The sequence below is a fragment of the Variovorax sp. KBW07 genome (assembly GCF_003852515.1).
Lineage (GTDB): Bacteria > Pseudomonadota > Gammaproteobacteria > Burkholderiales > Burkholderiaceae_C > Variovorax.
Window position 1 is genome coordinate 1 of record NZ_QAJK01000080.1, and the last position, 14093, is coordinate 14093.

Sequence of the window (14093 nt, forward strand, 5' to 3'; positions counted from 1 at the left end):
GGCGCGCCCTGAACGACGCACGCCAATCACAACGCGACAAGCAAAAAAGCAGTGGGTCATTTCAAGACTGGCCAAGAGCCGAGCTGGCAATCAATGATGCATCGAACGGAGTTTCCGCCTCAGGGGCCACCGGAGACAGCCGCACACCATGGCGTTCACATAAGGCCGTCGTGCAGGCCTGAAGTTCCGCGTGGGCGTGCGCCGCATCCCACCCCAGCGCCTCGGCAGCAATGCCCGCCATCTCGGCCAGCGCCGCGTCAGTCACCAGGCCACGGATGGCAAGCAGCGTGCGGCGAATCACCAGGTCGTCCAGATGCACCACGCCCGTTTCAAGGCACAGGTACGACAGCTCGGCCGCCGAATAGTCCGGGGCATGCAACAACGGCACGTCGCCCGATGCGCCCAGCCGCTGCGCCAATGGCAGCGCCTTCGAACCATAGCGGCGCAACAACGCGAGTGCACGCGAGCGGCTCAGGCCCGACGACGCGACCATGCGATCGACGAAACGCTCCGTCGCCTGCGCGTCGGCCGGCAGTTCGGCGCCGCCGCCAATCGGCAACAGCTCCGTCGATGCCGTGCGCGGACGGCCCAGCTGCTGCAGCACCTCGTTCGTCGCTTCTTCGGCCAGCGCGCGAAAGGTCGTCCACTTGCCACCGACAAGGCCAACGATCGGAATGTCGCGCGTGGCGTTGGGCAGGTCGACCACCACCGAATGGTCGCGCGAAATCTGGCCCGGCTTGTCCGCATCGGAACGCGCGAGCGGGCGCACGCCCACGTAGGTGTAGACCACGTTGTCGCGGCCGAAGACGAGGTTTGGAAAAACCTCGCCCAGCACGTCGAGCAGGTAATCGACCTCGGCCGGCTCGGTCTCGATCTTGTCGGGGTCTTCCACCGGGATGTCGGTGGAACCCACCAGCACGCGGTCGAGAAACGGGTAGACGATGCACACCCGCCCGTCCACCGCCTCGAAATACGCCATGCGGCCTTCGAGCGCGTCGCGCAGCGCGGGATGGTCGAGCACCAGGTGCGAGCCCTTGGTGCCCATCACGCGCGAGCCCGCGCCGCCCAGCACCGCCGTGCTGCGGTCCAGCCACGCACCGGTGGCGTTGACCACCGTGTCGGCCGTCACGCGCACCAGCGCGCCGGTGATCTCGTCGCGCAGCGTGAGGATGTTGCCGGCGCAGCCCATCACGCGGCAGTAGTTGGCGGCGGCCGAGCGCGGCTGGTCGCGGCAGGCGTCGCCGATGAGCTCGAGCACCAGCCACTCGGGGTGGCTGATCCACGCGTCGAAGAAAGTGGCGGTCCAGCGCACGGCCGCGCGGAACAGGCTGCGGTCGGTCGGCGGCACGCGGCTGATGCGGTGGTTGGGCATCACGCGCTGGCGGCGGCCCAGCAGGTCGTACAGGCGCAGGCCCGCGGCCACGGCCAGCAGCCCGCGCGTGCGCTGCGGCGGCGTGCGGCCGAAGAATTTGAGCGCGCTGCTCATCAGGCCGCCGAAGAAGCTCGACAGCGGCACCACCGTCTTGAGCGGCTGCACCAGGTGCGGCGCATTGCGCAGCAGCAGGTTGCGCTCGCGCGTGGCTTCGGCCACCAGCGAGAAGCTGCCGTTTTCCAGGTAGCGCAGGCCGCCGTGGATCATGCGCGACGGTGCGCTGCTGGCACCCGCGCTGAAGTCGCCCTTGTCGACGATCAAACAGTCGACGCGCTGCAGCGACAGGTCGCGGAACACGCCGACGCCGTTGATGCCGGCACCGACGATCACGGTCGAGAAATGGCGGTCCGCCAGCGAGGCCGGACGCACGAAAGGCAGTTGCCAGGCGCTCATTGCACGCCCCCCGCCAGGTGGGAAAACACAGGAGACATGGTGTCGATCAGTTCGTTGAAACCGGCGTTGAAATCGGCATGGGCCCGGGCGTCGCGCGCATCGGGCTCGACGGTGTCGCAAGGCGCGAGCAAGGCACTGCCCTGCTCCGCGTGGTCGATGTCCTGCGACATCGCGGCATAGAGGGCGGCGCCGCGCGCGCCCGTCTCGTCGTCGGCGCAGCGCTCGACCGGGCGGCCAAGAAAGGCCGCCAGCAGGCGCACCAGCCGCACGTCGCTGGCACCGCCGCCGAGCACGGTCGATGCCGACACCGGCAGGCCGCATGCCGCAAGGCGCGCGGTGTGGCGTGCATGCAGCGCGGCCGTGGCATCGACCACGGCACGCGCCATGTCGCCGCGCGTGTGGTGGCTCTTCAGGCCGACGAAGCCGGCCGTCACGCCGCCCCCGCCATTCACGAAAGGAAGAAAACGCAGGCCGCCCGCGCCCAGCGGCACCGACATCGCCAGGTCGACCACGGCGCGCGCATCGGGCAGGCCCAGCGCGCCGGCCAGCCACGCGATGTTGGCCATCGACGAGGGGCTGTTCTCCATGTACAGCCGCTGCTGCTGGCGGCCGAAATTGACGACCGCCGCCACGTCGGGCTTCGGCTCGATCACCGGGCCGATGACCGCATTCACGCACCACGTGCCGAACACCGACACGGCGCGCCCGCGCCCTTCGGCGCAGATGGCGGTCATGGAGGCCAGCAGGTCGATGGCGCCCATGGCCACGGGAATGCCCGCAGGCAATCCGCACAGCGCAGCTTCGGACGGCAGCAACTGGCCGATCACCGTGCCGCTCGGCAGCAGCGGGCCGAAGGCGCGCGGGCCCAGGTCCGCAATGCCCGAGGCATCGAAGGCGGCCTGCGACCACGTGCCGGTGGCAATCGACACCAGCCCGGCGGTGCTCGCGTCGCTGGCGTCGGTCGCGATTTCGCCGGTGAGCAGAAAGGCGAGGTAGTCCTTGGCGAACAACAGGCGGTGCACCTCGCCGCGCTGCACGGCGTCGGTGCCCAGCAGCTCGGCGGCAATCACCGTGGGCTGGCCGGGCCAGGGCTGGCAGCCGACGTCGGCGAACAGGCGGGGGCCATGGCTGGCTGCCAGCGCCCGTGCGCGCGCGTCGGCCCGCTGGTCGGTCGAGGCCACGGCCCGCCCGCCCACCAGTTCATTGCGCGCATCGAGCGCATAGAGCCCGGCGCCGTGGCCGGTGCAGCCGATGGCGCGGACTTCGGATGCACGGGCACCGAGCTGGTGGGCAACGTCGCGCAGCACGTGGGCCAGGGCCGAGCGGATCGCCGTGGCGCTCACTTCGCATCCCCCCGCGGGCAGCCGGTCGTGCGGCAATGGCATTCGGGACAGGGCAACGGCGCGGCCGCTCCCGGCTTCGAGGGCCAGGGCTTTCAGGCTGCTCGAACCCATGTCGATGCCGATCAGTATGTTTGGCTTCATGTCATAACAGCTTCGGCGGAATAAAAGCACCTTGCCAGTAGCGTTTCCCCTAGTTAACCCCGCAAACGAGCAGCGCGTACATTCTAGCCTGTCATAACAACTGATGTGACACCGAGGTCCCGAAGGCCTGCTCGACAAGCAGGCCGCAATCTCTGCCAGTCAACGTGAGGAGACAAAGAATGAGGCGTAATTTCCTGAAGTCCGCGGCCGCCGCCGGTATCGGTTTGGCCGGTGCGAGCGCGTTCGCGCAACAGCAAGCCGCAGCCCCTGCGGCCGGTGCCGGCCTGCGCGGCAATGCCAGCGACGTCTACGTGATGAACGTGATGGTGTCGGGGGTGGAGTACTGGTTTCCGGTCTACGAAATGATGAAGCAGCTCGGCCGCACGCTGGGCGTGAAGACGCGCTACACCGGTACGCCGGAGTACGACGTGAACAAGCAGCTGGCGTCGTTCGAGCAGGAACTGGCACGCAAGCCGGCCGGCATCCTGCTGCACCCGATGAACCCCGATCCGTTCATCGAGCCGATCAATCGCGCGGCGGCCATGGGCATCCCGGTCGTCACCTTCGCGGCCGATTCGCCCAACTCGAAGCGCACGTCGTTCATCACCTCGGACAACGACCGCGAAGGCACGCAGGCCGCCGACGCCATTGCGGCGTCGCTCAACGGCAAGGGCGAATACGCCGTGCTGGAGAACCCGGGCCAGGACAACCACGACCGCCGCATCGCCGCCTTCGTGAACCGCATGAAGGCCAAGCACCCGGGCATGAAGCTGGTCGGCCGCGCCGCCAGCAACCAGGACCCGAACAAGGCCTACCAGGCCGTGCTGAGCCTGGCGCAGGCCAACCCGAACCTTGGCGCGCTGTTCATGCCCGAAGCCAACTCGGCACTGGGCGCTGCGCAGGCCAAGGTCGAGACCAAGAAGAACATCAAGGTGATGTGCTGCGACGTCAACGCCAAGATCCTCGACATGATCAAGTCGGGCGACGTGTTCGGCTCCATCAACCCGAACCAGGGCATGCAGGGCTACATGGGCATGATGATGCTGTTCCTGGCCAAGAACCCGACGCTCATCGACCCCATGAACGATGCCAAGCGCAACGGCACCAACCCGATGGCCGTGCCCTTCCTGGACAACGGCCTGGCCGTGGTCAGCAAGGCCAACGCCGACGACTTCTACTGGGACAAGTACCTCGCCCGCCGCGGCACCAAGGGAATCGGCGAGTGAGCCAAGAAACGGCAATGGGCGCGCTGCTCGAATTGCGTGGCATCAGCAAGCGCTTCGGCGCTTCGCGCGCGCTCTCGGGCGTGGACTTCTCGCTGCGCGCCGGCGAGATCCACGCCCTGTGCGGCGAGAACGGCGCGGGCAAGTCCACGCTGATGAACATCATCGATGGCATCCACCAGCCGGACGAGGGCGAGATATCGCTCGACGGCCGCAAGGTGGTCATCGGCGGCCCGGCGCACGCCATGCGCCTGGGCATCGGGCTGGTGCACCAGGAGATCGCCCTGTGCGGCGACGCCACCGTGGCCGAGAACATCTTCATGCCGGAAATCAACGCCGGCAAGCATGCGTGGATGAACTACGCCAGCCTGAACGAGCGCGCCGCCAAGGTGCTGCAGCGGCTGGGGCAGGACATCGACCCCGCGTCGCGCGTGAGCGACCTGAGCATTTCGAGCCAGCAGCTCATCGAGATCGCCAAGGCGCTGACGCTCGACTGCAAGGTGCTGATCCTCGACGAGCCGACAGCCGCGCTGACCGACAACGAATCGGTGGCGCTCTTCAAGGTGCTGCACGACCTCAAGGCGCAGGGCATCGGCATCATCTACATCAGCCATCGCATGGCCGAGATTTTTGCGCACGGCGACCGCGTCACCGTGCTGCGCGACGGGCGCAACGTGCACAGCGGCCCGCTCGCCGAGCTGGACGCCGACGACCTGGTGCGCCGCATGGTCGGGCGCGACCTGGGCAACTACTACCCGCCGAAGCAGGAAGACAACAGCAGCGCGAGCGAGCACGTGCTCGAAGTGAGCGACCTTGCCGACGGCGAGCGCGTGCACGGCATTTCGTTCACGCTCAAGCGCGGCGAAATTCTCGGCATTGCCGGGCTCATGGGCGCCGGCCGCAGCGAACTCGCCGAGACCGTGTGCGGCCTGCGCCCCGCCACGCGCGGCACGGTGCGCCTGCGCGGCAAGGCATTGACGGTGCGCAAGTACAGCGACGCGCTGCGCGAAGGCATCGCCTACCTCAGCGAAGACCGCAAGGCGGCCGGCGTGTACCTCGACCTGCCCATTGCGCAGAACATCGCATCGATGGCGCTCAAGCGCGTCAGCTCGCGCTTCGGCCTGCTGCAACGCTCGGCCGAGCACAAGCTGGCGGTGGAGCTGGGCGCCAAGCTCAAGTTGAAATCCGATGGCGTGGCCATCGACGTGGCGAGCCTGTCGGGCGGCAACCAGCAGAAGGTGGCCATCGCCAAGCTGCTGGCCACCAACCCCTCGGTGCTGCTGATGGACGAGCCCACGCGCGGCGTCGACGTCGGCGCCAAGTCGGAGATCCACCACATCCTGCGCGAGCTCGCGAACCAGGGCGTGGGCGTGGTCGTGATTTCTTCCGAGCTGCCCGAGATCATCGGGCTGTGCGACCGCGCCCTGGTGATTCGCGACGGCCGGCTGGCCGGTGAAGTGCAAGACAACGAAATGACGGAAGAGGCACTGCTGCGGCTGGCCTCGGGACTCGAACAGGAGATGGCATGAACTACCCAGCGCAACTCGATGCGGGGGCCGCACCGGGCCTCCAGGCCCGCCAGGCGGGCGGCGGCGGAGGCCCCGTGAAACCCACCAACAAACTCACCAGCATGCGCGAGATGGGCCTGCTGCTCATCATCGCCGTGCTGTGCGTCGCCATGAGCTTCGCATCGCCCTACTTCCTGACATGGGACAACGTGCGCGCGATGCTGCTGTCGTTCTCCATCGAAGGCATCGTGGTGGTCGGCATGACCATCCTGCTGATCGTCGGCGGCATCGACCTGTCGGTGGGCTCGGTGGTGTGCTTTGCGATGGTGGTCACGGGCAAGCTGTTCCTCATGGGGTTCGATCCGTGGACGGCAGGCCTGGTGGCCATCGGCGCGAGCGCGCTCATCGGCGCCATGATCGGCGGCTGCGTCACGCGCATCGGGCTGAACCACTTCATCGCCTCGCTGGCCTTCATGGTGATCGTGCGCGGGCTGTGCCTGGCGCTCACGCAGGGCACGCCGCAGTCGCTGTTCTCGCTGCCGGCCGAGTTCAAGTTCATCGGCCAGGGCACGCTGTTCGGCATTCCGGCGGTGATCCTGATCTTCCTGGCGATCGTGGTGGTGAGCGACTTCGTTCTGCGCCGCTCGACGCTGCTGCGCCGCGTGTTCTACACCGGCAGCAACGAGAAGGCCGCGCTGTACTCGGGCATTCGCGTGGGGCACGTCAAGTTCTGGGTCACGGTGCTGTGCTCGGCCTCGGCCGGCCTGGCCGGCGTGATCTACACCGCGCGCTTCGGCGCCGCCACGCCGACCTTCGGCATGGGCATGGAACTCAACGTGATCGCGGCTGCCGTGATCGGCGGCGCCAGCCTCAAGGGCGGCTCGGGCACGGTGCTGGGCGCGGTGCTCGGCCTGGCCCTGTTGTCGGTGGTGACCAGCTCGCTGATCCTGCTCGACGTGTCGCCTTACTGGCAGGACGTGATCAAGGGCCTGATCCTGCTCGCGGCCGTGACCATCGACCACATCCTGAACACCCGAAAGACCAAGCGATGAGCAAGACCTCCATGAAGACAACCACGCTGGGCCCCTCAGGCATCCAGAGTTCGGCCATCGGCCTGGGCACCTGGGCCATGGGCGGATGGATGTGGGGCGGCGGCGACAACGCGGCCGCCGTGCTGGCCATCCAGGCCTCGCTCGACGCGGGCGTGACCCTGGTCGACACCGCGCCGGCCTACGGCCTGGGCCGCTCCGAGAGCATCGTCGGCACGGCCCTGAAGGGGCGACGCCACGAAGCCGTCATTGCCACCAAGTGCGGGCTGGTGTGGCACACCCAACAGGGAACGCACTTCTTTGAAGAAGACGGCCACCCGGTGTACCGCTACCTGGGCCGCAAGTCGATCTTCCATGAATGTGAAGAGAGCCTGAAGCGCCTGCAGACCGACTACATCGACCTGTACATCACGCACTGGCAGGACAGCACCACGCCCGTGGCCGAGACCATGGACGCGCTGCTCTCGCTGAAGAAGCAGGGAAAGATCCGCGCCATCGGCGTGAGCAACGTGAGCCCCGAAACGCTCGCCGAATACCTGCAATACGGCCCGGTCGATGCGGCGCAGGAACGCTACAGCCTGATCGACCGCGAGATCGAGCAGACGCTCGCGCCGCTGTGCAGCGAGCACAACGTGGCGGTGCTGGGCTACTCGTCGCTGGCGCTCGGCCTGCTGGCCGGCCCCATCGACCCGGCCCGCGAATTCACCGGCGATGACCAGCGCGCCAGCAACCCGCGCTTCAGCGCCGCCAACCGCGCCAAGCTCAAGGCCTTCTTCGAAGAGCTGGAGCCGCTGCGCAAGCACCTCGAATGCTCGTTCGGCCAGATGATGATCGCCTGGACGCTCGCGCGCGGCGGCGTCTCGGTGGCGCTGTGCGGCGCCCGCGTGCCCAAGCAGGCCGTGGAAAACGCAGCCGCCGGATCGGTCACCTTGCGCGACGACGCACTGCTGCTGATCGACGCGGCAGCCGCCCGCCACCTGAACGCGCTGGCCTGACGGCCCGCCACTTCATCCCTCCACTTCTCTGAACAAGGATTCCCTTCGTATGTCGAAAGACAAGACCGCGCGCCTGAACCGGCTGCTCAACAACGGCCGCTGCCTGGACATCGCGCTCGACCACGGGGTGTGCAACGAGCCCTCGTTCCTCGACGGCCTGGAGGACATGCCCCAGGTCATCGACAAGCTCGTGGGCGCAAGGCCCGATGCGCTCCAGCTCAACTACGGGCAGTCCGACCTGCTGCAGGACCGCCCCGGCCACGACAAGCCCGCGCTGGTGATGCGCATCGACATGGGCAACCCCTACAACGCCACGCTGCACCGCGTGATGTGGGCACAGTTGCAGAACGAGCACGACCCGGTGCTGCCCGCCGTGCAACGCGACGCCGCCTGCGTGGTGGTCAACCTCTTCATGCTGCCGAACGAGCCCGACCTGTTCCGCCAGTGCGTGCAGAACATCGCCCGCGTGCGCGCCGACTGCGACCGCTACGGCATGCCGCTGATGATCGAGCCGCTGGTGATGCAGTCGCCCACGCCGGGCAGCCGCTACATGGTCGACGGCGACGCCGAGAAGATCGTCACGCTGGTGCGCCTGGCGCGCGAGATGGGCGCCGACATCATCAAGGCCGACCCCACCAGCGACCCCGCCGACTTCCACCGCGTGGTGCAGGCCGCGCGCTGCCCCGTGCTCGTGCGCGGCGGCGGCCGCGAAGACCTGCAACAGGTGTTCGCGCGTTCGCGCGTGCTCATGGACCAAGGGGCCGTCGGCATGGTGTACGGACGCAACGTCTACCAGCACGCCAATCCGTCGGCGGTGGTGAGCGCGCTGATGGCCATGATCCACCGCGGCGCCAGCGCCAAGGAAGCATGGGACATCTATGAGTCGGGCGGCGTGAAGTAACGCCGCCTCCCCGAAGGGAGAGTTTCCAAGGCAGGCGATGAACCCCTCGCCTGCCGGGGTGCGCCCTGCGCGCGCACTTTGCGATGAGTCTGCCGAAGAAGAAGAAATGGGTTTCCCCTGCGAACTTCTAACAACTTGGAGGCGACGATGAAAATCCGGTATTACTTGATGGCGCTGATGGTGCCGTTCGCCACGCTGCTGACGCACGCGGCAATCACCGGGGTCAGTCCGATGACGACCCTGGGCAACATGGCCACGGCGGTTTCCGCAGCGGTGGCCGACCCGCTCCCCCTGCAGGGTCCGGGCCTGGGCAACCTCACCTACACCTCCGCCGAGCTGTTCAAGCCGGTGTCGATGATCACCAGCGCCGCGCACCCGCTCGATCCGGCCCACAGCAGTGCCTACGAGTCGCGCGAGGTGCCCGCCACCTACCCGGGCCGCAAGGACTACGGCATGAACGCCGGCATCATGGTGAACGGCTACTTCCTCACCTCCTTCGCGCCGGACAGCGGCCTGGGCCCCGGCGGCTTCCTGCTGTACGACGTGTCGAACCCGCGCCAGATCAAGCTCGTCAAGAAGATCTACGAGCCCGATGACGCAACAGGTGGCCGCACCAAGGAGTTCCGCGAAACGCACTCCTTCGGCACCGCGAAGATCGGCGGCAAGACCTACGTGGTGCTGCCCAGCATCAACGGCGTCGAGTTCTGGGACTTCACCGACATCAACGACATCAAGCAGGTGAAGAAGCTGGCGCTGCCCGGCGTGAGCGGCGGCGACTACGAGAACGTAGCCTGGCAGCTCTGGTGGCAGGCACCCTACCTGTACGTGGCCTCGGCGGGCCGGGGCATCTTCATCGTCGATGCCACCGACCCCGCAAACGCGGTGGTGGCCAACCGCGGCGCCGGCAAGCCCAACCCGGTGCCCACCGGCGAGCTCGGCGGTTTCCGCATCGGCCCGATCTTCACGATGGGCAACCACATGGTGCTGACCGCGATGGAAAGCAACGGCGGCTTCGCGAGCCTGGACATTTCCGATCCGCTCAACCCCAAGGTGCTCGACTCCATCGTCGGCACCACGCCGTTCTACTACGCGACCTGCTTCGATGGCCGCAACCTGCACGTCTCCACGCGCAACAGCGGCGCGAAGATGTACAGCTACGACCTCTCCGACCGCTCGCGCTTCGTGGCCGAAGACAACCGCCTCGTCATCGACGAGCAGCTGTACTGCGCCACGCAGGACAACTACGTCATACAGGGCGCGCAGACGCGCATCCACAAGGTCGACGTGAGCAATCCGCTCAACCACGTGGAGGTAGGCCGCGGCAGCATCCTGCGCGAGGATGACCCGAACTTCTCGCACTCCGACAACGGCCAGGTCGCGATGTTCGGCAACCTCGTCTTCGTGGGCAACGACCACGGCTCCGGCAGCGGCTTCATCGTGCATTCGGTGGACCCCGACATCACCAAGCCTGAAGTGAAGCAGGTCTCGCCCGCCAACGGCGCTAAGCAGCAGGCGCTGACCTCGCGCATCGGCCTGGGCATGACCGACAACATCCGGCCCGAGAGCGTGAATTCCAACACCTTCATCGTGCGCCCGGTGGGCGGCAACACGCTGGCGGGCACCTACAGCGTGCAGCTGGGCATCATCAACTTCCACCCCGAGCAGCCGCTGCAGCCGGGCACCAGCTACGAGGTGTTCCTGCCGGCCAACGGCGTGAAGGACTATGCGGGCAACGCGATCGGCGCGGACTACAAGTCGACCTTCAACACCGGCAACGCCAGCGAGATCGGCCTGATGCACCACTGGGCGCTCACCGGCAACCTGGCCGACCCCATCGGCAGCAACAACGGCACGCCGGCCTCTGGCGACGCCTTCGAAAGCATCGGCCTGAACTTTGCGAACCGCACCGCCGGCGTGCCGCTGAAGAACGACACCGTGGCCACGGCACTGGGCAGCACCGCGACGCTGAGCTTCTACATGAAGACCACGCAGGCGGGCGGTGCCAACTCATGGACCGCACCCGGCATCTTCGGGCGCGACCAATCGGGTGGCACGGACGACGTGTTCTGGGGTTGGCTCGACAGCAGCGGCCGCATCAAGCTGTCGGTCGGCAACGACGCGGGCACCACGTCGACGGCCGTGGTGAACGACAACCAATGGCACCACGTGGTGCTGACGCGCGATGCCGCCTCGGGTGCGCAGGCCGTGTTCGTGGACGGCGCAAAGACCACCTCCACCGGCTCGACGGGCAACAAGGGCCTGTCGAACAAGTTCCAGGTGCTGGGCCAGATCCAGGGCAACACCGCGCTCTTCAAGGGACTGCTGGCCGACGTTCGCGTCTATGGCCGCGTGCTCGGCGACACCGAGGTGAACACGCTGCGCAACCAGACCATCATCGGCGACCCCGGCATCGGCGGCGGACCGAAGATCGTCAACGGCCAGTTGCAGTTCAGGCCCGACACGCTGGGCAACAGCGGTGCCCAGTTCCGCTGGAACTTCGGCGACGGCACGCAGACGGCCTATTCAACCCAGGCCGGCTACACCTACACCTACACGCGCCCCGGCCACTACACGGTCACGCTGACGGTCAAGGACGCCTCCGGCCGCGAGACCTTCTACACCTACAACCTCACCGTGATCGCCCCGGTGACGGCGCGGGCGCCGACGCACACCACCAACATCGCGGGCGACGCGAACTCGGTGTATTCGGTCAACCCCGACAGCGGCACGGTGGCGGCCATCGACGCGCAGACCCTGGCCAAGCGCTGGGAAACGCGCGTCGGCGACGAGCCCAAGACGCTGGCCGTGGGCCCCGACGGGCGCATCTGGGTCACGGTGCAGGGCGAAGACAAGCTGGTGGCGCTCAACGCGGCCGACGGCAGCCTCTCGGCCACCGTGCCGCTGGCCTACGGCAGCGGCCCCTACGGCGTGGCCTTCACGCCCGACGGCGCCCGCGGCCTGCTGACGCTGGAAAGCAAGTCGATCCTGATGAGCTTCGACCCGAGCAACGGCGCCACCACCGGCGCGGTGGCGCTCGAAGGCACCGTGCGCGGCATCGCCGTCAACGCCGACTCGCAGGTGGCGTACGTCACGCGCTTCAAGTCGAAGATGACCGGCGGCCAGCTGCACAAGGTGAACCTGCAGAGCATGAGCGCCATGACGACCATCGCGCTGCCGGTGGACACCGCCACGGTCGACACCGAGAGCCACGCGCGCGGCGTGGCCAACTACCTGAGCCAGGTCGTCATCTCGCCGGACGGCACGCGGGCGGTGCTGCCTTCGAAGAAGGACAACATCGTGCGCGGCAAGTTCAGGGACGGCAACAACCTGGAGCACGACAAGACGGTGCGCTCCATCCTGTCGCAGGTCAACCTGCAGACGGCCGCGGAAGTGTTCGGCGAGCAGATCGACTTCGACGACCGCGCACCGGCGCGCGCCGCGCTGTTCTCTCCGTCGGGCGACTACATCTTCGTGGCGCAGATGGAAGGCAACCGCGTGGCCATCGTCGATCCGTACAGCCGCACGGTGCGCGGCGAGATCAACGCCAGCAGTGCGCCGCACGGCCTGTACCTGGACGCGACGCGCAAGCGGCTGTTCGTCAACAACTTCCTGGCGCGCTCGGTGTCGGTACACGACGTGGCCTCGGTGCTGTCGTCGGAATCGGCGGCCCCGACCTTCCTGCAGAACGTGGCCACGGTGGCCCAGGAACCGATGTCCCCGGCGGCGCTGCGCGGCAAGCAGGTGTTCTACAACGCGTCCGACCGGCGCATGAGCAAGGACAACTACATCTCCTGCGCGAGCTGCCACGCGGATGCCGGCGACGACGGCATGGTGTGGGACTTCACCCAGCGCGGCGAGGGCCTGCGCCGCACCATCAGCCTGATGGGCAAGCGGGGCATGGGCCACGGCAAGCTGCACTGGACGGCCAACTTCGACGAACTGCAGGACTTCGAGAACGACATCCGCAACGAGTTCGGCGGCCTCGGCTTCCTGACGAACGCGGAGTTCACGGCCACGCAAGACCCGCTGGGCGCGCCCAAGGCCGGCAAGAGCGTGCAGCTGGACGATCTGGCGGCGTACCTGACCTCGCTGAACAAGTACATGCGCAGCCCGGCCCGCAACGCCGACGGCAGCCTGAGTGCCGATGCGGTGCGGGGCCAGACGCTGTTCGCTTCGGCGCAGTGCGTGACCTGCCACACGGGCGCGACGTTCCGCGACGGGTTGCGGCATGACGTGGGCACCATCCAGCTGTCGTCGGGCAAGGGCATGAACCAGCCGCTGGCGGGGGTGGGCTTCGACACGCCGACGCTGGTGGGCACGTGGAACACCGCGGCCTTCTTCCACAACGGCCAGGCGGCCACGCTGCAGGACGTGCTGGCCGGCGGCCACGGCAACGCGAGCAGCCTGCCGGCGGCGGACGTGGTGGCGATTCGCGAGTACGTGCGGTCGCAGGACACGGACCCGACGCCGACGATCACGCGGATCCGTTCGAACCACAGCAACCTGTGCGTGAACGTGAAGGGTGCGGGAACGACGAGCGGGACGACGGTGGTGCAGTGGCCGTGCGGCAATGCGGGCAACGAGCGCTACACGGTGACGAGCCTGCCGGGGGGCTACGTTCAGTTCAAGGCGGAGCACAGCGGGCTGTGCCTGGCGCAAAGTGGCACGGCGACGACTAACGCGGCGGTGGTGCAGCTGGCATGCTCGGCGGGCGACACGACGCAGTGGAGCCAGGTGGGCGGGGCGCTGAAGAACCGGGCTTCGGGTTCGTGCCTGGACGTGCCTAACAACGCAACGACGCAGGACACAGCGTTGATCACCTGGACATGCAACGGGGGGAACAACCAGAGCTGGACGCAGTTGCCGTAGCTTTCTTTCTGGTCTTTTCTTGGCCGCGCAGGGGGCCCCGGTTTGGGGTTTTCTGCGCGGCTTTTTTGTTCGGAGCGGGAGCATTCAGGGCGCGTGCGACTGACACCGGGTACTCCCCTCCGCGAATGTCCCCCGCTTCGCTCCTCCTTTATTTCGCTGCGGGGAGCACCCGATCCCATTCGCACGAGGGCGCTGCGCTTGTGCCGTTCGACCAACCAGTGCTCTGAGCCGCTCGCGCC

General features: G+C 67.5%; 8 protein-coding genes. 6 read left to right on the top strand and 2 right to left on the bottom strand.

Going from position 1 to position 14093, the window contains the following annotated elements:
- Positions 1-61 precede the first annotated feature (61 nt).
- The gene (locus DBV14_RS17350; protein WP_124460407.1) at positions 62-1825 is read right to left on the bottom strand and encodes a glycerol-3-phosphate dehydrogenase/oxidase; all 1764 of its coding nucleotides are present in this window, start codon (positions 1823-1825) and stop codon (positions 62-64) included.
- Positions 1822-3309, bottom strand: a complete 1488-nt coding sequence (locus tag DBV14_RS17355) for an FGGY family carbohydrate kinase (protein WP_124460408.1) — start codon at positions 3307-3309, stop codon at positions 1822-1824. The genes DBV14_RS17350 and DBV14_RS17355 overlap by 4 nt, the downstream gene beginning before the upstream one ends.
- A 179-nt stretch (positions 3310-3488) precedes the next feature.
- On the opposite strand from DBV14_RS17355, the gene DBV14_RS17360 reads away from it, so the two are divergent.
- From DBV14_RS17360 to DBV14_RS17385, 6 genes are all read left to right on the top strand, one after another.
- On the top strand, positions 3489-4535 hold the full coding sequence (locus DBV14_RS17360; RefSeq protein WP_124460409.1) for a substrate-binding domain-containing protein: 1047 nt from the start codon (positions 3489-3491) through the stop codon (positions 4533-4535).
- Positions 4536-4549: 14 nt separating this feature from the next.
- On the top strand, positions 4550-6061 hold the full coding sequence (locus DBV14_RS17365; protein ID WP_124460413.1) for a sugar ABC transporter ATP-binding protein: 1512 nt from the start codon (positions 4550-4552) through the stop codon (positions 6059-6061).
- Entirely contained in the window at positions 6058-7092 is a 1035-nt protein-coding gene (locus DBV14_RS17370; protein ID WP_124460410.1) for an ABC transporter permease, read from the top strand. Before DBV14_RS17365 ends, DBV14_RS17370 begins: the two co-directional genes overlap by 4 nt.
- 11 nt (positions 7093-7103) lie before the next feature.
- Entirely contained in the window at positions 7104-8084 is a 981-nt protein-coding gene (locus tag DBV14_RS17375) for an aldo/keto reductase (RefSeq protein WP_124460414.1), read from the top strand.
- A gap of 49 nt (positions 8085-8133) precedes the next feature.
- A complete protein-coding gene (locus DBV14_RS17380) occupies positions 8134-8985 on the top strand; it encodes a class I fructose-bisphosphate aldolase (RefSeq protein WP_124460411.1) in 852 nt (283 codons plus the stop codon).
- Positions 8986-9132: 147 nt separating this feature from the next.
- Positions 9133-13854 (top strand): RICIN domain-containing protein, encoded by a 4722-nt coding sequence (locus DBV14_RS17385; protein ID WP_124460412.1) that lies wholly within the window; start codon positions 9133-9135, stop codon positions 13852-13854.
- Positions 13855-14093: the final 239 nt, after the last annotated feature.